The organism is Microbacterium sp. NPDC096154, assembly GCF_040302945.1.
Lineage (GTDB): Bacteria > Actinomycetota > Actinomycetes > Actinomycetales > Microbacteriaceae > Microbacterium.
The window spans coordinates 80312-102298 of record NZ_JBEOSM010000002.1; the positions used below are offsets into that span (position 1 = coordinate 80312).

20 protein-coding genes are annotated in these 21987 nt (G+C 71.5%); 6 read left to right on the forward strand and 14 right to left on the reverse strand.

Annotation, left to right across the window (positions count from 1 at the left end; all coding sequences use genetic code 11):
- Positions 1–19 precede the first annotated feature (19 nt).
- The 5 genes from ABTW64_RS02860 to ABTW64_RS02880 all read right to left on the reverse strand — a co-directional run bounded on the left by ABTW64_RS02860 (position 20) and on the right by ABTW64_RS02880 (position 4942).
- Positions 20–1090 carry a branched-chain amino acid ABC transporter permease gene (locus tag ABTW64_RS02860; RefSeq protein ID WP_350618991.1) on the reverse strand — a complete coding sequence of 357 codons (1071 nt, stop codon included), beginning with the start codon at positions 1088–1090 and terminating at the stop codon, positions 20–22.
- Complete coding sequence (locus tag ABTW64_RS02865) at positions 1087–1953, reverse strand: branched-chain amino acid ABC transporter permease (RefSeq protein ID WP_350618995.1); 867 nt, start codon at positions 1951–1953, stop codon at positions 1087–1089. The genes ABTW64_RS02860 and ABTW64_RS02865 overlap by 4 nt, the downstream gene beginning before the upstream one ends.
- A 2-nt stretch (positions 1954–1955) precedes the next feature.
- A complete protein-coding gene (locus ABTW64_RS02870; RefSeq protein ID WP_350618997.1) occupies positions 1956–3347 on the reverse strand; it encodes a M24 family metallopeptidase in 1392 nt (463 codons plus the stop codon).
- 75 nt (positions 3348–3422) lie between these two features.
- Entirely contained in the window at positions 3423–4130 is a 708-nt protein-coding gene (locus tag ABTW64_RS02875; protein WP_350618999.1) for an SDR family NAD(P)-dependent oxidoreductase, read from the reverse strand.
- Positions 4127–4942 carry a cupin domain-containing protein gene (locus ABTW64_RS02880; RefSeq protein ID WP_350619001.1) on the reverse strand — a complete coding sequence of 272 codons (816 nt, stop codon included), beginning with the start codon at positions 4940–4942 and terminating at the stop codon, positions 4127–4129. The genes ABTW64_RS02875 and ABTW64_RS02880 overlap by 4 nt, the downstream gene beginning before the upstream one ends.
- 302 nt (positions 4943–5244) lie before the next feature.
- On the opposite strand from ABTW64_RS02880, the gene ABTW64_RS02885 reads away from it, so the two are divergent.
- Positions 5245–6675, forward strand: a complete 1431-nt coding sequence (locus ABTW64_RS02885; RefSeq protein ID WP_350619003.1) for an amidohydrolase family protein — start codon at positions 5245–5247, stop codon at positions 6673–6675.
- Positions 6676–6754: 79 nt separating this feature from the next.
- Here ABTW64_RS02885 and ABTW64_RS02890 read toward each other — a convergent pair whose 3' ends face one another.
- From ABTW64_RS02890 to cysS, 3 genes are all read right to left on the reverse strand, one after another.
- Complete coding sequence (locus ABTW64_RS02890) at positions 6755–7390, reverse strand: NAD(P)-dependent oxidoreductase (protein WP_350619005.1); 636 nt, start codon at positions 7388–7390, stop codon at positions 6755–6757.
- Between the two features lie 100 nt (positions 7391–7490).
- Positions 7491–8468: a 23S rRNA (guanosine(2251)-2'-O)-methyltransferase RlmB gene (gene rlmB, locus ABTW64_RS02895; RefSeq protein ID WP_350619007.1), complete on the reverse strand. Its 978-nt coding sequence runs from the start codon at positions 8466–8468 to the stop codon at positions 7491–7493.
- Complete coding sequence (gene cysS, locus ABTW64_RS02900) at positions 8461–9849, reverse strand: cysteine--tRNA ligase (RefSeq protein ID WP_350619009.1); 1389 nt, start codon at positions 9847–9849, stop codon at positions 8461–8463. The genes rlmB and cysS overlap by 8 nt, the downstream gene beginning before the upstream one ends.
- A 230-nt stretch (positions 9850–10079) precedes the next feature.
- On the opposite strand from cysS, the gene ABTW64_RS02905 reads away from it, so the two are divergent.
- Positions 10080–11036, forward strand: coding sequence for a DMT family transporter (locus tag ABTW64_RS02905; RefSeq protein ID WP_350619011.1), 957 nt, complete (start codon positions 10080–10082; stop codon positions 11034–11036).
- A gap of 4 nt (positions 11037–11040) precedes the next feature.
- Complete coding sequence (locus ABTW64_RS02910) at positions 11041–11505, forward strand: GNAT family N-acetyltransferase (protein ID WP_350619013.1); 465 nt, start codon at positions 11041–11043, stop codon at positions 11503–11505.
- Positions 11506–11530: 25 nt separating this feature from the next.
- On the opposite strand, the gene ABTW64_RS02915 is transcribed toward ABTW64_RS02910, so the two are convergent.
- The 3 genes from ABTW64_RS02915 to ABTW64_RS02925 all read right to left on the reverse strand — a co-directional run bounded on the left by ABTW64_RS02915 (position 11531) and on the right by ABTW64_RS02925 (position 16662).
- Positions 11531–14767: an endo-1,4-beta-xylanase gene (locus tag ABTW64_RS02915; protein ID WP_350619015.1), complete on the reverse strand. Its 3237-nt coding sequence runs from the start codon at positions 14765–14767 to the stop codon at positions 11531–11533.
- A gap of 124 nt (positions 14768–14891) precedes the next feature.
- On the reverse strand, positions 14892–16088 hold the full coding sequence (gene ispD / locus ABTW64_RS02920) for a 2-C-methyl-D-erythritol 4-phosphate cytidylyltransferase (protein WP_350619017.1): 1197 nt from the start codon (positions 16086–16088) through the stop codon (positions 14892–14894).
- Positions 16089–16179: 91 nt separating this feature from the next.
- Positions 16180–16662 (reverse strand): CarD family transcriptional regulator, encoded by a 483-nt coding sequence (locus ABTW64_RS02925; protein WP_055993827.1) that lies wholly within the window; start codon positions 16660–16662, stop codon positions 16180–16182.
- 215 nt (positions 16663–16877) lie between these two features.
- Between ABTW64_RS02925 and ABTW64_RS02930 the strand changes: the two genes are divergently transcribed.
- Positions 16878–17426 carry a DNA modification methylase gene (locus tag ABTW64_RS02930; protein ID WP_350619020.1) on the forward strand — a complete coding sequence of 183 codons (549 nt, stop codon included), beginning with the start codon at positions 16878–16880 and terminating at the stop codon, positions 17424–17426.
- Between the two features lie 88 nt (positions 17427–17514).
- Here ABTW64_RS02930 and ABTW64_RS02935 read toward each other — a convergent pair whose 3' ends face one another.
- Both ABTW64_RS02935 and ABTW64_RS02940 read right to left on the reverse strand, forming a co-directional pair.
- On the reverse strand, positions 17515–18198 hold the full coding sequence (locus ABTW64_RS02935; protein ID WP_350619022.1) for a response regulator: 684 nt from the start codon (positions 18196–18198) through the stop codon (positions 17515–17517).
- Positions 18195–19400 carry a sensor histidine kinase gene (locus ABTW64_RS02940; protein ID WP_350619024.1) on the reverse strand — a complete coding sequence of 402 codons (1206 nt, stop codon included), beginning with the start codon at positions 19398–19400 and terminating at the stop codon, positions 18195–18197. The genes ABTW64_RS02935 and ABTW64_RS02940 overlap by 4 nt, the downstream gene beginning before the upstream one ends.
- 184 nt (positions 19401–19584) lie before the next feature.
- Between ABTW64_RS02940 and phoU the strand changes: the two genes are divergently transcribed.
- On the forward strand, positions 19585–20274 hold the full coding sequence (phoU, locus tag ABTW64_RS02945; protein ID WP_350619026.1) for a phosphate signaling complex protein PhoU: 690 nt from the start codon (positions 19585–19587) through the stop codon (positions 20272–20274).
- 63 nt (positions 20275–20337) lie between these two features.
- Here the strand turns inward: phoU and ABTW64_RS02950 are convergent, their stop codons facing one another.
- On the reverse strand, positions 20338–21081 hold the full coding sequence (locus ABTW64_RS02950) for a phosphoglyceromutase (RefSeq protein ID WP_350619028.1): 744 nt from the start codon (positions 21079–21081) through the stop codon (positions 20338–20340).
- Positions 21082–21150: 69 nt separating this feature from the next.
- On the opposite strand from ABTW64_RS02950, the gene ABTW64_RS02955 reads away from it, so the two are divergent.
- Positions 21151–21981, forward strand: coding sequence for a class I SAM-dependent methyltransferase (locus ABTW64_RS02955; RefSeq protein ID WP_350619030.1), 831 nt, complete (start codon positions 21151–21153; stop codon positions 21979–21981).
- The last annotated feature ends 6 nt before the right edge of the window (positions 21982–21987 follow it).

Here is a 21987-nt window from a genome sequence, read left to right on the forward strand (position 1 = left end):
TCCTCTCATCTGGCTTTCCTCATGTGACTTTCTCGGTGGGTTCTCCGGCCAGCGGGGCGTCGCTCGTGGCGAGCGGGTCGTCGGGTGGCCCCGCGGACACTGAGGTGGCGCGGCGGCGCGCGAGGAGCGCGATGACGCCGCCCATGATCCCCTTGCGTGCGAAGAGGATGACGAGGATGAAGACCAGTCCCAGCAGCGTGGGCCACCGCTCGACCGAGTTGGAGACGACGTTCTCGATGAGCACGACGATCGCCGCGCCGACGAGCGGCCCGAACGTGGTGCCGACGCCGCCCAGGATGACCATGACGATCAGCAGCACGGAGCGGTGCACGCCGGCGGCCGAGGGGCTGATGAAGTGGGTGTGCCAGACCGCAAGCAGGCCGGCGAGGCCGGCGACGAACCCCGACATCATGAACGCGCCCAGCTTGTAGGCCGCGACGTTGTACCCGAGGCTGCGCATGCGGGTCTCGCTGTCGCGGATGCCGCGCAGGCTGGCGCCGAACGGCGACCGGCTGATCACCCACAGGGCGCCCGTGACGAGCACGAACACGCCCACGAGGAAGTAGTAGTAGATCCAGTACGGCCCGAGGGCGTCCGGGCGCTGGATGCCGGTGATCCCGTTCTCGCCGCCGGTCACGCCCGACCAGCGATAGGCCAGGCCGAAGATCACCATGCCGAGGGCGAGGGTGACCATCAGGAAGAAGATGCCGCTCGTGCGCATGGAGAGCACGCCGTAGACGAACGACACCGCGATCGTCACCATCAACGCGATCGCGATCTGCCCGGCCGGCTCCATCCCCTGCCGGCTCGCCCACGCCGCCCCGTACGACGATGCGGCCGCGATCGCGCCGTGGCCGAGCGAGGCCATGCCGCCGTCACCCACCAGGAAGTTCACGCTCGCGGCGAGCATCGCGCCGATCAGGATGGTCATCGCCAGCGAGATCACGTACTGATCGGTGCCGAGGTACGGCAGCGCGATGGCGACGACGAGCAGCGCCGCCATGATGCCGAGCTGCAGCAGCGGCCAGCGCGAGCGGGAGTAGAAGAATGTGGGGCTGTTGATCGTCTTGGTGACGGGCGAGAGGGTCATGCGGGCCTCCCGAAGAGTCCGGTGGGGCGGAACACGAGCACGAGCGCCATGGGCGCGAAAACGGTGAAGTAGGCCAGGTCGGGCACCCAGGCCTTCGCGAACGCGTCGATCACGCCGATCAGCACGCTGCCCACGGCGGCGCCGGGGATGGAGCCGAGCCCGCCGATGATCACCACGACGAGCGCGTACAGCAGCACCTCGTCCTGGATGCCCGGTCGGATCGAGAGCACGCCCGCGCCGATCGTCCCGCCGATCGCGGCGAGCGCCGCGCCGAGGATGAACATCCCCGTGAAGACCCGGTTGATGTCGACGCCCATCGCCTGGATGATCTCGCGGTCGTCCACGCCCGCCCGCACCACGGCCCCCACGCGCGTGCGGTGCTGCAGCAGCATCAGGCCCACTCCCACGAGCACGGCCACGCCGATCACCAGGATGCGATACCAGGGATAGGTGAGCGTGCCGAGCGACATCGCGCCCGGCACCATGACCGACGAGGGCAGGTTGTGCGGGTCGCCGCCGAAGAACGCCAGGCACAGATCGGCCGTCACGAACGAGACGCCCACGGTCACGAGCACCTCCGGCAGCTCCTGACCCCGCACGAACCGCAGCAGCACGACCTCCACCACGAATGCCGTGACGGCGACGACCAGGACGGCGGTGATCAGGCCCACCAGCAGGTTGCCGGTCATGGCCGAGACCACCACGCCGAGGTAGCCGCCCAGCATGTAGAACGCGCCGTGCGCGAGGTTGATGATGCGCATCAGGCCGAACACCAGCGTGAGCCCGCTGGCGAGCAGGAACAGCAGGGCCCCGAAGCTGAGCCCGTTCAGCACCTGCTGTGCGAGGAAGAGCGGCTCGAACATCGTCAGCCGGTCGCCGTCTCGCCGCGTCCTGCGGCCGTGTTCAGGTGCGACTGCGAGTCGCGGATGCCGGGCAGCGGACCGTCGACCGTGAAGTACCGCCCGCCGCCGGCCACGAGCAGCTCCTCCGCCGGGAACTTGGTGATGACCTCGCACCCGTCGACGGTCACGACGAGCTCCTCCTCGATGCGCGCGGCACCCCATCCGTCCGATGCGGGCCAGTACGTCTCGAGGGCGAACACCATGCCCTCCTCGAGCACCTCGGGGTGGTCGAGCGAGGTGAGGCGGCTGAAGATCGGCTTCTCCCAGATCGACAGCCCCACGCCGTGCCCGTACTGCAGCGCGAACGCGGCCTCCTCGTCGGGGAACCCGAACTCCTGCGCCTTCGGCCACAGCGACACGATGTCGGCCGTCGTGGCCCCCGGTCGCACAGCCGCGATGGCGACGTCCATGTACTCGCGGGCGATCGTGTACGCGTCGCGCTGGGCCCGGCTGGCCGAGCCCACCGCGAACGTGCGGTAGTAGCACGTGCGGTATCCGTTGAATGAGTGCAGGATGTCGAAGAACGCGGGATCGCCGGGCCGCACCGAGCGGTCCGAGTACACATGCGGATGCGGCGCGCACCGCTCGCCCGAGATCGCGTTGACACCTTCGACGTACTCCGACCCCTGGTCGTAGAGGGTCTTGGCCACGAGGCCGACGCACTCGTTCTCGCGCACGCCGGGCCGCAGGAACTCGTACAGGCGGTCGTACGCGGCGTCCACCATCGAGGCCGCCGACGTGAGCAGCGTGATCTCGTCGGGGGTCTTGATCCGCCGGGCCTCGAGGAACACCTGCTGCCCGTCGAGCACCGTGATGCCCTGGGCCTGCAGCGCGAAGAGGATCGGCAGCTCGACGATGTCGACGCCGAGCGGCTCGCGAGCGAGCCCGAAGCGCTCCAGCTCGCGCTTGACCTTGCGCGCGACCTCCTCTGCGATGCCGGCGCCGGGCGGGAACGCACCGCGCAGGGTCGAGATGCCGGCGCGCGCGCCGCTCTCGGCGCGGGGTCGCGTGGCGCCGTGGTGGGGGGCGTGCGGGTCGGCGTCGGCCTCCATGTGCGTCTCGTGCAGCCACGGGTTGAGCAGGTCGTGGTGCTTGGCGGCCGATCCGAAGTCCCACACGATGGGGTCCGCATTGCGGGTGATCAGGCAGAACCGGATGAGCTTGTCCATCGCCCACGTGCCGATGTGCGTGGCCGACGCGTACCGGATGTTGCCGAAGTCGAACGCCAGCAGCGCGCCCAGCTCCGAGCGGTCCAGCTCGGCCCGCAGCCTGGCGAGCCGCTCGTCGCGCAGGCGCGCGAAGTCGACGCGCGCCTCCCAGTCGACCCCCATGTTCCCTCGGGTCGCGATGCTCATGTGACGTCCTCGTCTCTCGGATCGGATGTGTCTCGGGTCGGATGTGTCTCGGATCGGATGGCGGATGCAAGCGGATCAGGTGATGCGCCAGCCGCGATCGACGTTGAGGCTGTGCGCCGAGACGCCCCGGTTGAAGAGCAGGAAGCGCACGGCGTCGACGATGTCGACCATGGTCGCGAGCTCGCCGCCGGGCGTGCGAGACCGGTAGCCGTCGAGCACCCCCTCGGGCTTGCCGGCCCAGAACGGGCTGTCGCCGATGATGCCCGGGTGCAGCGCGTTGACGCGGATGGGCGCGAGCTCGAGCGCCAGGGTGTTCATCAGGCCCTCGACGCCGCCGTTGATCGTCGACACGGTGGTCGATCCCGGATACGGCGCGTCCTTGGCCCGGCCGCCGAACAGCACGATGCCTGTCTCGTTCGACGGCTCGAGCCGGTCGAGCAGCGCGTGCACCACCTCGGCGTAGCCGATCAGCTTGAGCGTGACCAGGCGTCGGGCGCGCTCGATGGAGTAGTCGCGGATCGTGTTGGCGTCGCGCTCGATCGCCCCCAGCACCAGGCCGTCCAGGCGCGGCACGCCGGCCAGCGCGTCGGCGATCCGCTCGGGCTCCGAGACGTCGAGCGCGATGCCCGTCGCCGCCGGCCCGAGCTCGGATGCGATCTGCTGCGCGGTCTCGCCGCTGCGGCTGGTCAGGATGACGCGGTCCCCGCCGGCGATGAGGTCTCGCGCCAGCTCGAGGCAGATGCCCGATGATCCTCCGACCACCAGGATGGTGCGATCGGTCACAGTTCCTCCTCCAGACGTTCGGTCAGGTACTCCCAGTCGCGCACGAAGCGGTAGGCGTGGCGGGGCGGCATCTGCGGCGCCTGCGTCTCGAGCCAGCGCACCGGCGCGCCGGTGGCGGCGAAGGAGTGCACGGTGCCGACCGCCGCCCACGCGATGTCGCCCTCGCGCAGCAGGTGCTCGTCGCCGTCGAACGTCGCCCGCACCTCGCCCTCGGTGATCAGGTACGCCTCTTCGAGCGGATGGTCGTGCGGGCCCGCCTTGCCGTCGGGCTCGTACTGCACCATGAACAGGGTCCCGAGCGTGGCGCCGAGGTCGGAGTCGACCATCATCTTCAGCGTGATGCCGCTGTAGACAAGCAGGGCCGTGCGCATGCTGGCAGACACCGCGAGCAGCTCCTGCGACTGGCCGTCCTTGTCCATGTGGCCGGGGCTGATGGCCCCGAACGACCGGGTGCGCGGGTCGCGGGGGTCGACGCGCACGGGCTCGCGCTCCGGCAGCTCCGGCACCCGGTACGTGTCGCCGCCGTGGCGCGCGCGGGCCGGGGGCGTGAACAGGTCGGCCCACGCGGCACCGTGGTCGCCGACGGCCGTCCAGCGGTGCGGCACCCCGATCGGGATCACGCCGTAGTCGCCGGCGACGAGGTGCACGGTCGCCTCGGGCGTCGCGAGCAGCACCTCGCCGTCGAGCACGTGGAAGCCCTCCTCGAACGAGTGCACGTGCGTGGCGGTGCCGCCTCCGGTCTCCAGGCGCGTGATGCCGAAATCGGTGTGGGCAGCGCCGTCGTCCTCGCCCACGCCGCGCCAGCGCCTCATCCCTCGGGCCCCGGGCGCGAGCGGCCCGAGGTCCAGATATTCCGCATCCGCGGCTCGACGAACGACATACCGCGCCATTGCAGCCTCCTCGCCCGAGGTGCCCGCGGCGCATCGTCGCGCTGCGGGAGCGTCACATGGACCCCCGCCGGGTGTGCAGTCGAATCCTGCGGAGTGTTCAGTGGTGCTGAACCTCAGTAAAGGAACTCGGCACAGCCGTGTCAATAGTTTCTGAACATTCGATCTTGTGGACGTCCTGATCCGGGGTCATGCTGTGCTCATCTGCTGATCAAAGGAGATCGAGCATGCCCGAATCCCCCATGCCCGCCACCGGGCAGCCCATCGTTCTGCGCAACGGCATCGTCCTCGTGATGGACGACGCCCACACGGTGCATCCGCGCGCGGATGTGCTCGTGCGCGACGGCGTCATCGCCGCCGTCGGCCCTGACCTGGAGGTGCCGCCCGGCACGTTCGAGGTCGACGCCTCGGGCGGCATCGTCATGCCCGGCATGATCGACACGCACCGCCACATGTGGCAGACCGCCATGCGCGCCTACGGCGCCGACTGGACGCTGACGCAGTACTTCGTCTGGTACTACCTCGAGCACGGCAAGACGTTCCGGCCCCAGGACATCGCCGCCGGAAACCTGCTCTCGGCGCTCGACGCGGTCGAATCCGGCGTGACCACGGGCGTCGACTGGTCGCACGGCCTGCGCACGCCCGAGCACGGCGCCGCGGCGGTCGACGCCCTGGCCGGCGCGCCGGGCCGCTTCGTGTTCGCCTACGGCAACATCCACCAGGCGCCCTGGGAGTGGACCCAGGACCCCGCGGTCGCCCGCGTCATCGAGGACGCGCGCTCGCGCCTGTATGGCGTGCAGCTCGCGTTCGACGTGCCGGGCGATGCGTCGTTCCCGGAGGCTCCCGCGTTCCGCTTCGCGAAGGACATGGGCCTCAAGGTCACGACCCACGCGGGCGTCTGGGGCGCCACGGGAGACGACGGCGTGCGCCTGATGTACGAGAACGGCGTCATGGAGGAAGGGCACGTCTACGTGCACGCCGCCACGCTCAGCGACGACTCGTACCAGCGCATCGCGGCCACGGGCGGCGTGGCGTCGCTCTCGACCGAGAGCGAGCAGACGTGCGGCCAGGGCTACCCGCCGGCCGCGAAGCTGCGGGCGCACGGCATCCCGGCCTCCCTGTCGGTCGACACGAGCGTGTGGTTCAGCGCCGACATGTTCTCGGCGATGCGCACCACGATCGGCGCCGACCGTTCGCTCGAGCACTACATCGCCCACCAGAGCGACGAGACGGTCACGCACGTCACGCTGCGCGTCGAAGAGGTGGTCGACTGGGCCACGCGCGGCGGGGCGAAGGCCCTCGGGCGCTGGCACGAGATCGGCAGCCTCGAGCCGGGCAAGCACGGCGACGTGGTGCTCATCCGCAACGAGCACTCGCCCACCATGTTCCCGATCGTCAACCCGTACGGCCATGTGGTGTACCAGGCGAGCCGCGGCGACGTGCAGGTCGTGCTGGTGGGCGGCGTGCCGGTCAAGTGGGACGGCCGGCTGTGCGGCGTCGACCTCTCGGCCGCGCGCGCCCAGGTGGACGACACCGTCGGCTACCTGCGCTCGTCGCTCGGCGACGAGGTGTGGCGTGCCGGGATGAACCCCGAGATCCCGGAGGTCGAGATCCTCACCAACCCGTATCAGTACCGCAAGGGCGGTGTCCCGGCGTAGCGGCCGTGCGCATCAGCACCGGTGGAACGCGGCGAGACGGCCGAGGCTCGCGCCCCGGCCGTCTCGCTCGTGCCACGCGTCAGTACCCGACCGTGAAGCGCTCCCGGCGGTGCTTCGGAGCCTCGATCTCGTCCACGACGGCGATCGCGAAGTCGGCGCCCGAGATGAACGACTGCCCGTCATCCGTCGACACCAGGATGTCCCCGCCCGTGCGGTAGGCGCCCGTGCGCTCGCCCGGGGCGAAGGCGCCGAAGCCGGCGGCCGGATGCACGAAGAACCAGTCGGCGTCGCTGCCGCGCAGGTCATCGAGCACGCCGATCATCTCGAGCGCCTCGGGCTTGAACTCCTCGGGGAACTGCCCGGCATCGATCAGGCGCGGGCCGCCCTCGGCCACGAGGCTGCCGCCCGCGCCGCCGATCACGCCGAGGCGCACGCCCTCCGGCAGCTCGGCGACCAGCTCGGCGATCGCGGGACGCACCTGCCCCGCCATGTCGACGCGCGGCGCGACCGCGACGACGATCGTCTCGACGCCGGACAGCTCGGCCAGCAGACCGGGCACGTCGAGCAGCGAGCCCTCGACATACGTGACACCGGCGGCGCGCTCGGCGGGTGCCTTGCGCGCGACCGAGACGACGGTGTGACCGCGGTCGGCGGCCTCCTTCACGATGTGGCCGCCGGCGTAGCCGGTGCCTCCGATGACGGCGATGCGAGCCATGGTCTTCCCTTCGTCGGGCGTTCGGTCGGGTGCTCCGTCGGCCTGGTATGCCGACCGCGGATCATCCTGACCAACGAGGCGCGACGATCCGGGATTCCCGCTACTGCGAGATCGAGCGGATGGTGGCGATCTGGTACAGCGCGACCGACGCAGCGATGCCGGCGTTGAGCGACTCCGTCGCCGACGAGATCGGGATCGACACGATCTGGTCGCAGTTCTCGGTCACCAGGCGCGACAGCCCCTTGCCCTCGCTGCCCACGACGACCACCACCGGCCGGTCGGCCAGCTCGAGAGCGGGCAGCGACACGTCGCCGCCGCCGTCGAGGCCGATCACGAACACGCCCTGCTTCTTGAAGTCCTTCAGCATCGCCGTGAGGTTCGTCGCCATCGCCACCGGGATGCGCGCGGCGGCGCCGGCGCTGGTCTTCCAGGCGCCGGAGTTCATGCCGGCCGAGCGGCGCTGCGGGATGATCACGCCCTGTCCGCCGAATGCCGCAGTCGACCGGATGATGGCGCCGAGATTGCGGGCGTCCGTCACGCCGTCGAGCGCGACGAGCAGAGGGGTGCGGCCGCTGTCGATGATCTCCTCGAGCAGATCCTGCGGGTGCGCGTACTCGTACGGCGGCACCTTGAGCGCGACGCCCTGGTGCACGCCGTCGAACCCGGCCATGCGGTCGAGCTCGGGGCGCGTGACCTCGAGCATCGGGATCTCGCGGTTCTTGGCGATGGCCAGCATCTCCTTGACGCGGTCGTCCATCTCCACGCGCTGCGCGATGTAGAACGCGGTCGCCGGGATCTTCGCGCGCAGCGCCTCGAGCACCGAGTTGCGCCCGGTCACGAACTCGATGTCACTGTCGCCCTTGGCGCGCGGCGCGCGGGTCGGCCTCTGCGTCTGACCGCGCTTGGCGGCCAGACGCTCGGCCGCCTGCTTGCGCTTGTAGGCCACGTGGTACTCGCGGTCCTCGGCCTTGGGGGTCGGCCCCTTGCCCTCGAGCGCCTTGCGGCTGTGACCGCCGGTGCCCTTCGTGGGGCCCTTCTTCTTGCCTCGGCTGGCGCCGGGACGACCAGGCTTAGCCATGGATGCTCCAAACTGTTCCGTCTGCGGTGTCTTCGAGGGCGACGCCTGCGGCCGCGAACAGGTCGCGGATGCGGTCGGCGGTCGCCCAGTCCTTGGATGCGCGGGCCGTGGCGCGCTGTGCGATCAGCTCGTCGACGAGCGTCGACAGCGCGGCCTGGGCGCCGGATGCCGCCCCCTGCCCCTGCTCGGACGCGTCCAGCCCGAGCACGCGCGTCATCGCGGCCACGCCGTCGTGCGCGGCGCGCAGCGCGTCCTGGTCTCCCGTGTCGAGCGCGGTGTTGCCGGCGCGCACGGTGTCGTGGATCACGGCGAGAGCCTGCGGCACGCCGAGATCGTCGTCCATGGCCGCGGCGAACGCCTCGGGCACGGGGGCGGCGCCATCCGGTCGGCCGCGCTGGCGCTCGGCGCGGGTGAGGAAGCCCGAGATGCGGTCGAGGGCCGCGGCGGCCTCGTCGAGCGCGCGGTCCGAGATGTCGAGGCTCGAGCGGTAGTGCGCCGCGGCGAGCGCATAGCGCACGACGGGCGCGGGCCGCGCGGTGAGCAGGTCGGTCGCCAGCGTGACGTTGCCGAGCGACTTCGACATCTTCTGTCCGTCGACCGTGACGAGCCCGTTGTGCACCCAGAAGCGGGCGAACGCGTCACCCGCGGCGGTCGACTGAGCCAGCTCGTTCTCGTGGTGGGGGAAGCGCAGGTCGAGGCCGCCGCCGTGGATGTCGAATTCGGCACCCAGGTACCGCCGCGACATCGCGGAGCACTCGATGTGCCAGCCCGGGCGGCCCGGGCCCCACGGCGAGTCCCAGGTCGCGTCGGCCGGCTCGCCGGGCTTGGCGCCCTTCCACAGGGCGAAGTCGCGCGGGTCGCGCTTGCCGCGCGGATCGGCGTCGGCGGCGGGTTCCATGGCGTCGAGCGACTGGCGGGTCAGCGTTCCGTACTCGGCCCACGAGCGCACGTCGAAGTAGACGTCGCCCGCCGCGGCGTACGCGTGGCCGCGTTCGATCAGGCGCGAGATCAGCTCCTGCATCTGCGGGATGGACGCCGTCGCCCGCGGCTCGTAGGTCGGCGGCAGGATGCCGATCGCGGCATAGGCCGCCGTGAACTCCTGCTCGACGCGGTACGCGAGCGCCCACCACGGCTCGTCGGCGGTGGCCTTCTCGAGCACCTTGTCGTCGATGTCGGTGACGTTGCGCACCAGGGTGACCTGACCGAAGCGGTGGGCGAGCCAGCGCCGCAGCAGGTCGAACGCCAGAGCGCCCCGCAGATGGCCCACGTGGGGACCCGACTGCACCGTGGGACCGCACACGTACATCGACACGTTCCCGGGCACGAGCGGCACGAAGTCGCGCAGGGTCTGCGCGCGGGAGTCGTAGAGACGGACGGTCACGTCTCCAGCCTACGGGGCGGCACATGCGAGCCCGCTGTTGTGACGCGGTCGGCCGGCCGTCACGCGGCCGCGGCCCACCACGACGCGCGAAGCGGATGACCCACGCGCGCCGTGCGATGACGTCCGGCCACATGCGTGGCGTCCCTTCCTGCGTCGAGCGCGGCGGAGCCCCGGCCGCGACGCTCGTGCGTGCGGACGGAGAAGCGCCGCGCGTGCGATAGACATGCCTGGTGCCCTTCGTGATCGCCGTGCTCGCCGCCGCCGTGCTGTTCGGAACGACGGGCACCTCGCAGGAACTCGGCCCGGGCGGCACGACGCCCTTCTCCGTGGGGGTCATGCGCCTGCTGATCGGCGGCACCGCGCTGGCGCTGTTCACGGGGCTCGCGGCCATCCTGCGACGCCGCCGCCACCCCGCCGCGCCCCGTCCGCGGCTGGATGGGCGGGCGCTGGGGCTCATGGCCGTCACGGCCGTGTGCCTGTTCGTCTATCAGCCCCTGTTCTTCCTCGGCACGTCCGTCAACGGCGTGGCCGTCAGCACCGTGATCGCTCTGGGCTCGGCGCCCGTGATCGCCGGGCTGCTCGAGTGGGGGCTCACTCGCCGGGCCCCGGGCGCTCTGTGGGGCGCCGCGACGGCGCTCTCGACGGTCGGCGTCGGCCTGCTGGGCTTCGGCGGCAGCGCCGCCGGCACGGCCGATCCCGCGGGCATCGCAGGCTCGCTCGGGGCGGGCGCATCGTTCGCAGTGCTCGCGGTGGCGCAGCGCCGCCTCCTGGACGCCGGATGGCATCCGTTCACGGTGGTCGGCGCCATGGGCGGCGGGGCCGCGGCGTTCGCGCTCATCGCCGTGCCCTTCACCGACGTCGGGTGGATGGCCGATCCGCGCGGCGTCGTCATGGCGCTCTGGCTGGGCCTGGCGACCATCACGGCAGCGTACGCGCTGTTCACCTGGGGACTCGGGGGGCTTCAGGCGGCGACCGCCGCGACCCTGACGCTGGGCGAGCCGCTCACGGCGAGTGTGCTCGGCATCGCGGTGCTCGGCGAGCGACTCGAGCCCCTGTCGACCGTGGGCCTGGTCGTGCTCGGCGCGGGGCTGGCGCTGCTCGCGTGGGGCTCCCGCGCCGCGCGTGAACCGGCGATCGATCCCGGGCATGAGCCGGATGCCGCCAAGCCGTTCGCCGTGGAGGGATGACGTCATGGGCGACATCGAGATCAGGATCGACGACCTCACGGCGCCGGAGACGCTGGCGCTGATCGCGCACCACCACGCCCGGATGCATGAGAACACGCCGTCCGAGAGCGTGCACGCGCTCGATCTCGACGGCCTGCGCTCCTCCGCCATCACGATATGGAGCGCATGGATCGGCGGCCGGATCGCGGGGATCGGGGCCCTCAAGCGGCTCGATGCCCAGCGCGGCGAGCTCAAGTCGTTCCGCACGGCCGACGAATTCCAGGGTCGCGGCGTCGCGCGGGCACTGCTGCGGCACATCCTGGGAGAGGCCCGCGCTCGGGGCCTGACGTCGCTGTGGCTCGAGACCGGCAGCGACGACGCCTTCATCCCGGCTCGCGCGCTGTACCGCAGCGAGGGCTTCAGCGAGTGCGGGCCGTTCGACGCCTACGCCGACGACCCGCACTCCACGTTCTTCACCCGCACGATCTGACCTCACCCGCGCGAGCCCGCCTGCGTCAGCCGATCCTCCCCGGCTTCCCCGGCTTCTCGGGCTTGTCCGGCTTGTCCGGCTTGTCCGGCTTGTCCGGCTTACCCGGTTTCTCGGGCTTGTCCGGCTTCTCCGGCTTGTCCGGCTTCTCGGGCTTCTCGGGCTTGCACGGCTTGTCCGGATTGCCCTTGCCCGGCTTGCCCGGGCGCTCGCACTCCTCCGCGGGCGCCGCGACCAGCTGCCCCACGCCCCAGTGCGCCGTGCTCTGATACCCGGCACCGGTGGGGTCGGCCCAGTTGCGGATGCCGGTGCGCACGCCGTCCGCGGCGTCGTTCACCTGGAAGTCGAGACCGTGGAACGTCCCCTCGCCGCCGTATTCGAGCAGCGAGATGGCCGCCTCGACGACGTATCCGCCGTCGACGATCTCGGCCGCCGACGTGACGCGGCCCTGCTGGAAGGCGACGTCACCGGTGCCGAACGAGACAGCGTTCTCCGCACTGATCCGCACCTGCATGTCGTCGTAGCGGTATGCGCCGTTCTTCGCGTTGCCGGGGTCGACGTAGATCTCGACCGAGTCCTGCACCCACGGGTCACCTCCCGACACGTCGACCTGCGCGTCGGCGACCTCCGCCAGCACGTACAGCATGTCGTCGCGCCACAGCGTGCGCACGGTCGCGGTCGCGCCGCCCCCGCCCTGCACCTGCACGTCGGTCCCGACGGCGTTCGCGGCGTCCCAGAGCCCGGCGTCGACGGCACCGTCGATCGCCGGCGCCGTCTCGGTCTCGACGACCTCCAGGTAGGCGAGCGGCTCGACGAGCGACAGGGTGCCCATCGCGCCCGGCGAGTTCCAGGAGCCGCCGCCCGCGACCCGCACATCGAAGGCCACGGTGTCACCCTCGCCCTCGTCCCCGAGGGGCAGCCGGGCGACGAGCCGCGTGCCTGCGGAGGTGGTCTCCGCCGCGACCGGCACGTCTCCGGTGCCGTCGCCGCGCACGGTGTAGACCGTGCCGTCGAGCTCGAGCTCCACCGTCGTGGCGGCAGCGCCTCCGGGCACGTCGACGAGAACCGTCAAGGCGCCGGCCTCCCACCGCGCCTGGAACGCTCCGCCGCCGTCGAGCTGGTGCAGCGGCAGGCGCGACCACTCCTCGCCGCTCGGGTCGAGCGGTACCTCGCCGGCGAACACGTTCGCGGCCCGTAGGCGATCGGGCAGCTCCGCGCCCGCGGCACCGTAGTACGCCGGTTTGGCCTGCAGGTCGTCGTCGAACAGCAGCGGCGCACCGCTCGACGCCCGCCAGCTGCGCCCGTCGACGAGGCCCCACACGGTGACGGAGAAGAGGTCGTGCGCGCGGAACACGTCGAACGCGTCGCGGTAGTAGTAGCCCTGATCGATCAGCAGCGCCTGCGTCACCGGCGTGCCGGTGGTCACGTCGAACTCGGTCACCGCCTGCTTGAGGCCCATGCCCGCGAACCGGTCGAGCGCCTCCGCGAGCGCCGACACCGGCATCGCCAGGCTCACGTGGAACTGATGCCCCACGCCGTCGATCGGCACCCCGCGGTCGAGCAGCCGCTGCACGAGCGCCGCGTAGCGATCCTGCTTGCCGTCCTGCTCGGTGTTGTAGTCGTTGATGAACAGCGTCACGGGCCGGTCCGAGCCCGCGGCGGCATGCACCTGGTTGAACGCCTCGTCGGCATAGCGGAACGCCAGGTCGATGTACTCCTCGCCCAGGATGCGGTACCACTCGCTGCGGCGCAGCCCGTCGGCGAAGTCGCCGCCGTCCGCGACGGCCTCGTTCACGACGTCGAACGCCGTCAGCGGGTTGCCCTCCGATCCGAAGGGGCCGTACGCGGCCGACAGCTGCTCGGCCACGCCGAAGATGTGCGCCCGCATCCGATCGCGCAGCGTCTGCCGATCGGAATCCGACGTCGTCAGCGGCTCCCCCGCGTCGTTCTGGAAGAACCAGGCCGGCGTCTGGCTGTGCCACACCAGCACGTGCCCGTACACCCGCAGGTCGTTCTCCTGGGCGAAGTCCATCAGTGCGGTCGCCTCGGGATGGGTCCGCAACCGTCGCTCCCCGTCGTACCAGGCGTCGGGCTTCATGTGGTTCTCCGGCGTGATCTGTGTGAAGTGCCGCAGCAGCAGCTCGGACGCGGATCCGGATGTCTCGCGCGCGTCGATCGCCACCCCCACGGGCGCCTCGATCGTGCCCGACAACGGGGGCAGGTCCTCGATCTGCGCCGGCTCGGGCACCCTCAGCACGACGTCGTCGACCAGGAAGTCGCTCGTGTTGTCCCCGTTGTAATTCGTCTCGAAGTACAGCAGCGCCTCGTCGGCGGCCCCTGCCTGGAAGGTGGCCGACACCTCGGTCCACCCCGTGTTCGAGATGCCGTCGAACTGCGCCAGCGTCGAATAGCTCGTGGTGCCGTCGACCGTGCGCGCGACCGTCAGCCACACGTCGTCGACCGGCTGCCCCTCCGCGAAGCGCAGCGCGGCGTCGAGCTGGTAGGTCACGCCGTCCTGCAGCAGATCGGTCACGTCGCGCCCGATGCCCGCGCCCTGGCCGGCGCGGTCGGTCACGATCGCCGCCTGGGCGCCGCCGTGGGCGGCGTCGGTCAGAGCGACGGTGGGCGCTCCGGATCCCGCGTCGCGCGGCATCCATCCGTCGAGTCCGTCCTCGAAGTCGCTCTCCAGCAGCACGGTGCCCGGGGCGGGGCCCTCGCCCGGCGGCTGCTCGCCGAGCGGCTCGGCGGCGATGATGAGGTCGTCCACCAGGTAGTCGTACGCCGTGCCGACGTCACCCGTGCCGATGTAGACCTGCAGCTGCGACGTGTCGGCACCCACGGGGATCTCGTACGTGCCCGTGACGGTCGTCCACGCGTCGGCGGTGACCGTGCTGTTGCCGATCCACGCGTACGCGGGCTTCATCACGAAACGCGCCTGGGTATCGGGGGTTCCGTCGCCGAGCCGCACCGACATCGTGAACGTGTACCGGTTGCCGGCCTCGAACGCGCCGAGCGCCGATTGGATGCCGGTGAAGTCGTTCTCGCGGGCCGTCACCCGCAGGGCCTGTCCGTCACCCTCGGGCACGAACGACAGGGTGTCGCCTCCGCCGCCCGACTGGCTCCAGCTGCCCGTGGTGCCGTCGTCGAAGTCGATGGCCTCGACCACCGTCGGCGCCGCCGCCGCGGGCGCGGCCGTAGCGAGGAATGATGCCGCCACGAGCCCCACGAGGGCCGCGAAAGTTTCGAACCGCCTGATACGACGCATGACGCTCCCTTGCGCTGCGAGGAGGAGGATGTGGCGCCACAGTACGCGCATCCACCGACATTCGCGAGAGGTCGTGCGGACGTCCGCCGGTCGAGTGCTCGAAACTTTCGAGAGGCGGGACGGGTCAGGCCCGGTGGATCAGCGCCACGGCGAGCGCCTGCACGCCCTCCCCCGCGCCCGTGAAGCCCAACCCGTCGGTCGTGGTGGCCGCCACCGACACAGGCGCACCGCCGAGCGCCGCCGACAGGGCAGCCTCGGCCTCGGCCCGCCGCGGGGCGAACTTCGGCCGGTTCGACTGCAGCTGCACGGCGACGTTGACGATCGCCCATCCGGCCTCGCTGAGCAGCTCGCACGTGCGCGCCAGGAAGGCATCCGCGTGGGCTCCCGCGAACTCCGGCCGCGACGTGCCGAAGTGCGTGCCAATGTCGCCCAGACCGGCGGCCGACAGCAGCGCGTCGACCATCGCGTGCGCCACCGCGTCGCCGTCGGAGTGCCCCGACAGCGCGGCCTCGCCCGGCCATTCGAGCCCCGCAAGCCAGAGCACCCCGTCGCCGCCGAACGCGTGCACATCCGTGCCGATGCCCACGCGCGGCAGCCCGCCCGCCGCCCCACCGCCCGGCACGGCCGGCACCGGCGCGGCCAGCGAGCGGGCGCGCTCCAGATCAGCGGGCGTCGTGATCTTGAACGCGTGCGCGTCGCCCTCGACGATCGCCACCCGGTGCCCGGCGGCGGCGACCAGGGCCGCATCGTCGGTGAACTCCTGATCGGCCACCGCATACGAGGTCTCGAGCACATCGCGCCGGAAGCCCTGCGGGGTCTGCGCCGCCGCGAGCTGGGCGCGGTCGACGGCGTCCACGATCTGCTCGCCCGATACCCGCTTGATCGTGTCGATCACGGGCAGCGCCGGCACGACACCCCATCCCGTGCGCTCCACGGCGCCGATCACGCGCTCGAACACCTCGGGCGGCGTGAGGGCACGTGCTGCGTCGTGCACGAGCACCAGCTCCACCGAGGGCCAGAGCGCCGCGAGCCCCGCGGCGACCGACGCCTGGCGGGTGTCACCGCCGGTGACGACCGACACGAGCTCCGCGCGGCTGCCCGCGGCCTCCCGGGCATCCGTCAGCGCCTCGCCCTCGCGCCCCTCGGGAGCGACCACGACGACCTGCGCCTCGGGGGCGGCGAAGACCCCGCGCAGGCAGTGACGCAGGATGGTGTGCGCATCGATCCCCACGAAGGCCTTCGGCACATCCTGACCGAGGCGCGTGCCGGATCCCGCGGCGACGACGACGACCGCGATGCGCGGCGATGCGGTGAGAGTCACCCCACCAACGTACCCACGCGATCCGTTCCCGTGCGCACAGACGACGACGCCCCGCCGAATGGGCGGGGCGTCGTCACAGGGATCGCGCAGATCAGGAGGCCAGGACCTCGTCGAGGACCGAAGCGGCCTTCTCCTCGTCGGTCTTCTCCGCGAGCGCGAGCTCGGAGATCAGGATCTGGCGGGCCTTGGCGAGCATGCGCTTCTCGCCCGCCGACAGTCCGCGGTCCTGATCGCGGCGCCACAGGTCGCGCACGACCTCGCTGACCTTGATCACGTCACCGGAGGCGAGCTTCTCCAGATTCGCCTTGTAGCGACGCGACCAGTTGGTGGGCTCCTCCGTGAACGGCGCACGCAGCACCTCGAAGACCTTGTCCAGTCCGTCCTGGCCGATGACGTCGCGGACGCCGACGAGGTCGACGTTCTCGGCGGGGACCTCGATGACGAGATCGCCCTGCGTGACGTTCAGCTTGAGGTAGACCTTCTCTTCACCCTTGATGACGCGGGTTTTGACCTCGGTGATCGTGGCCGCACCGTGATGGGGGTAGACGACCGTCTCGCCAACCTCGAAAAGCATAGAATTGTTTCCTTTCGGCGACTTCCAGGATACCACAGCCGCCCATGCACTAAGGTTCTCCGGCCCCGATCGGCGGGAGCGACACGCCCGTTCGAGCGAGTTCGCGGACGTCGAGGCCGCAACCGCGCCGACCGGCTCCTGGGCACCCCGGCGCGACCCCCTAGAATGGCTCGCAGGGCCCGCAGCTCGGCGGGGCCGCACGACCTGGAGGTTCCGTGAACTCCCGCATTCTCGCGTCGCTCGCCCTCGGTGCCGTCGTCGCGCTCAGCGCCACCGGCTGCGCCTCGATCACGCCTCAGGCGACCACGATCATCTACTCCGCCTCCGACGGCGTCAACGTGCCCAGTGCCGAGGGCGCCGCCGTCACGGTGCGCAACGCGGTCGTCGTCGCCGACGACGAGGGCACCGACGGCAACCTGGTCGCCGCCCTGGTCAACACGACCGACTCGTCTGCGACCCTGAACCTCGAGTGGGGCAGCCAGACCGCCACCGTGCGCGTGCCTGCGGGCGAGGTCGTGAGCCTCGGCGCCGGCTCCGAGGAGCCGCTGCTGCTCGAGGGCATCGACACCCCGGCCGGCGCCACTCTGCCGCTGTACTTCCAGTCGGGCGACGCCGAGGGCGTGGTGACCGAGGTGCCCGTGCTCGACGGCTGCCTCGAGCACTTCGCCGACCTCGTTCCCGGGGGCGCCGCCAGCGACTGCTCGCACCTCGACCGCGGCGACGAGCCGCAGGGTGCCGAGGACTCGGGCTCCGACGGGCACTGACCCGTCGCACCAGCCGACACGAAGGCCGCAGGATCTCCGGATCCTGCGGCCTTTTCGCTGTCGGCGCTCGACCGCGCGGGCGGCGCGGTCAGCCCTCGAAGCGGTAGCCCAGGCCGCGCACCGTCACGAGCATGACGGGCTCGCTCGGCACGCGCTCGATGCGCGAGCGGATGCGCTTGATGTGCACATCCAGCGTCTTCGTGTCGCCGAAGTAGTCGCTCCCCCACACCCGGTCGATCAGCTGGCCGCGCGTCAGCACGCGGCCCGCGTTGCGCATCAGCACCTCGAGCAGCTCGAACTCCTTCAGCGGCATGTTGATCTGCGCGCCGTCCACCGCGACCGTGTGCCGGTCGACGTCGAGCGTCACGCGCCCACCCTCGAGCACGCGCTCGTCGAGGTCGCCCTCGGCGTCGGCCGTACGCCGCAGCACCGCACGCATGCGGGCGAGCAGCTCACGCGCCGAGTACGGCTTGGTGACGTAGTCGTCGGCGCCGAGCTCGAGCCCCACCACGATGTCGACTTCCGAGTCCTTCGCCGTGAGCATGATGATCGGCACGCTCGAGCCCGTGCGGATCTGCCGGCACACCTCGGTGCCCGGCATGCCCGGCAGCATCAGGTCGAGCAGGATGAGGTCGGCGCCCTGCTCGCGATACGACGCGAGCGCGGCGGGGCCGTCCTCCGCGATCTCGACCTCGTAGCCCTCACGGCGCAGCAGGTAGGCGAGGGGTTCGGCGAGGTCGGGTTCGTCTTCGACCAGCAGCACACGCGTCATTCGCGGCCTTTCTTCGCGTCGGCGCGGGCGGCGACCGCCGCGGGCTTCCGCTTCTTCTTCTTGACGGGGGTATCGATCAGGGGCGCCTCGCTGAGCGGGAGCCGCACCGTGAAGGTCGAGCCGCGATCGGGCTGCGACCAGAGCTTGATCTCGCCGCCGTGGCGCGACACGGCGTGCTTGACGATCGAGAGCCCGAGGCCCGATCCGCCGGTGCGCCGTGAGCGGGCCTGATCGGCGCGGTAGAAGCGCTCGAACACGCGGGCCTGATCGGCCTCGGCGATGCCGATGCCCTGATCCGTCACCGCGATCTCCACGACTCCGTCGACGGCGCGCACCCCCACGCCGACGCGCGAGCCGCGGGGCGAGTACGCGATGGCGTTCGCGACGAGGTTGCCGATCGCCTCCTTCAGGATCTGCGAGTCGCCGCGCACGTAGAGTCCCCGCTCGCCGCCGCGCACCAGGTCGACGCCCGCCGAGTCGGCCTGCACGGCGTGCGCCTCGACCGCCGCGGCCACGACCTCGTCGATCGCGACGTCGCCCACGGAGGTGAGCTCGTCGGCCGCCTGCAGGCGCGAGAGGTTCATGATGCGGCCGGTCAGCCGGCCCAGGCGGTCGGCCTCCGCCGACAGCCGCGCGGTGAACGCGCGCACCTGCGCGGGGTCGTCGGCCGCCAGCTCGATCGCCTCGGCGAGCAGGGTGACGGCGCCGACGGGGGTCTTCAGCTCGTGGCTGGTGTTGGCGATGAAGTCGTGGCGCATCTGCTCCAGGCGCTCCTGCTCCGACAGGTCGCGCACGAGCAGCAGGATGTACCGCTCGCTGATGCGGGTCGCCCGCGCCGAGACGAGGCGCGAGTCGGACGACATCCTGCCCCGCACCAGGCGCAGATCCTGCGTCTCCGTCGTGCCGGAACGCGCCGCCCGCACGAGATCGCGCAGACCGGTGTGCTCGAGAGCGGCGCCGGCCTCGATGCCGAGCCACGGCGCCGAGGGCGAGGTGGCCACCACGACACCGGAGGCGTCGACCACCGCGGCCGCGTCGTCCATCGCATCGAGCACCGCCGTGACGCCGGCGGGAACCGTTCCGTCGGCCTCGCGGGCCGCGCGCTCGCGCGCCCGAAGGGCGGCCACCACGATGAGGGACGCCCCGGCCCCGATGACCGCCCCGAGCAGCAGGGCGAGCAGCGCCAGCTGCGTCGTGTCCATGGCTCCAGAGTAAAGTCATGGCGAACGCCGGATCGGACGGATGACCCCGCGAGACCTCCGTACGGGGAACTGTTCACCGGTTCGGCACCATCCGTTCACCTGCGCTCACGAGAATCGCGGAGAGCGTGCTTCGCGGCCGGACCGGCCGCGGGCGCCGCACCGCGACACCGACGAAAGGTCCCCGATGCGCGAAGTCTTCCACCAGTCACTCGAGGATGTGCAGTCGCGCCTCGTCGAGATCGCCGAGCTCGTCACGATCGCGATCGACAAGGCCACGCGCGCGTTCGGCACGAGCGACGTCGGCCTGGCCGAGGAGGTGATCGCCGACGACAAGCTGATCGACGAGCGCGCGGTCGCACTCGACGAGCTCGCGATCGAGATCCTCGCCATGCAGCAGCCGGTCGCCCGCGATCTGCGCATCGTGGTGACGGCGCTGCGCGTGAGCGCCTCGCTCGAGCGCATGGGCGACATGGCCGAGCACATCGCGCAGCTCGCGCGCACCCGTTACCCCGAGCGCGCCGTTCCCAAGGGCCTGAAGGGCACGTTCGCCCGGATGGGCGAGCTCGACGTCAACATCGCCCGCACCCTGACCGAGCTGCTGCGCACGCAGGATCTGTCGATCGCCGATCAGCTGCGCAACAGCGACGACGACGTGGACGAGCTGCACGCCAGCGTCTTCGAGAAGGTGCTCAGCGACAGCTGGCAGGGCGAGGCGGGCGCCACGGTCGACGCCACGCTGGCGAGCCGCTACCACGAGCGCTTCGCCGACCACGCGGTCTCGATCGCGAAGAAGATGATCTACCTGGGCACGGGCGACTGGGCCGGGCTCGAGCACGGGGCCGGACAGGGCGACCGGGCAGAGCCGTCGGCCTGACGGCTCGCGCCAGACGAGAACCCCCGCCCGGATCATCCGGACGGGGGTTCTTCGTCGCGCGGGTTACTTCTTGCCCTGGGCGGCGACCGCCGCGGCACCGGCGGCGGCGGCCTCGGGGTCGAGGTAGCGGCTCGCGCCGGTCGGCTTCATGTCGGCGTCGAGCTCGTACACGAGCGGAATGCCGGTGGGGATGTTGAGGGCGGCGATGTCCTCGTCGCTGATGCCCTCCAGGTGCTTCACGAGGCCGCGCAGCGAGTTGCCGTGCGCCGTGACGAGCACGGTCTTGCCCGCCTTCAGGTCGGGCACGATCTCGCCCTCCCAGTACGGCAGCATCCGGTCGATCACGAGCTTGAGCGACTCGGTGGCGGGCATCTCGCCGTCGATGCCGACGTAGCGCGGGTCATCCGTCTGGGCGTACTCGTCGGCGGGGTCGATCGCGGGCGGCGGCACGTCGAACGAGCGGCGCCACTCCATGAACTTCTCCTCGCCGAACTGCTCGAGCGTCTGCGCCTTGTCCTTGCCCTGCAGCGCGCCGTAGTGGCGCTCGTTGAGGCGCCACGAGCGCTTCACCGGGATCCACAGGCGGTCGGCGTGATCGAGCGCGATGTCGGCGGTCTGGATCGCGCGGCTGAGCACCGAGGTGTGCACCACGTCGGGCAGCACCCCCTGCTCCTTCATGAGCTCGCCGCCGCGCTGAGCCTCCGCGCGGCCCTGGTCGGTGAGTCGCACGTCGACCCATCCGGTGAAGAGATTGAGCTTGTTCCACTCGCTCTGGCCGTGTCGCAGCAGGATCAGGGTGTGTGCCATGCCGCCAGCCTATCGAGGCGCGCGCCGCGCCGCCCGCTGGCGACGGCGGCGCCCAGGAGAATGGGACGCATGGCGCAGCGTGCATCCGGCCCCGAGGGGCGGCCGACCCGTGGCACCACCGGCACCAACCGCCTGCGCCGCGTGGACCGCTGGATCGCGCACCTGCCCGAGTTGCGCCGCGCCGGCGATCCGCTCGTGGTGGATCTGGGCTACGGGGCGAACGGCGTGACCACGCTCGAGCTCGAGGCGAGGCTGCGGCGGGTGCGCCCCGACGTCGAGCTGCTCGGCCTCGAGATCGACCCCGAGCGCGTCGCGCGCGCGACAGCCCAGCTGGAGGCGACCCGCAGGGGCGAGACCGCGTTCGCTCCCGGCGCGCGCGTCTCGTTCGCGCGGGGCGGCTTCGAGGTGCCGCTGCCCGACGGCAGGCACCCGGCGGTCATCCGCGCGTTCAACGTGCTGCGGCAGTACGACGAGCAGGATGCGCCCGCCGCCTGGGCCCGCATGGCGGCGCGCCTGGCGCCCGGGGGCGTGCTCGTCGAGGGGACGTGCGACGAGATCGGCCGCGTGTGCAGCTGGGTCGACGTCACCCCGGCGGGCGAGCCGGCGCGCTTCACGATCTCGCTGCGCCTGGCCGATCTCGAGCGGCCCGGCGTCGTCGCCGAGCGTCTGCCCAAGGCGCTCATCCATCGCAACGTCCCGGGCGAGCGCGTCCACGAGCTGCTGACCGCGCTCGATCGCGAGTGGGAGCGCGCGGCCGCGCTCGCGCCGTTCGGCTCCGTCCAGCGCTGGATGGCGGCCGTCGCCGCGCTGCGCGTGAGCGGCGTGCCGGTGCTCGGGACCCGCTCGCGCTGGCGGCTCGGCGAGCTCACCGTGCCCTGGGACACGGTGCGCCCCGCCTGACCTCCC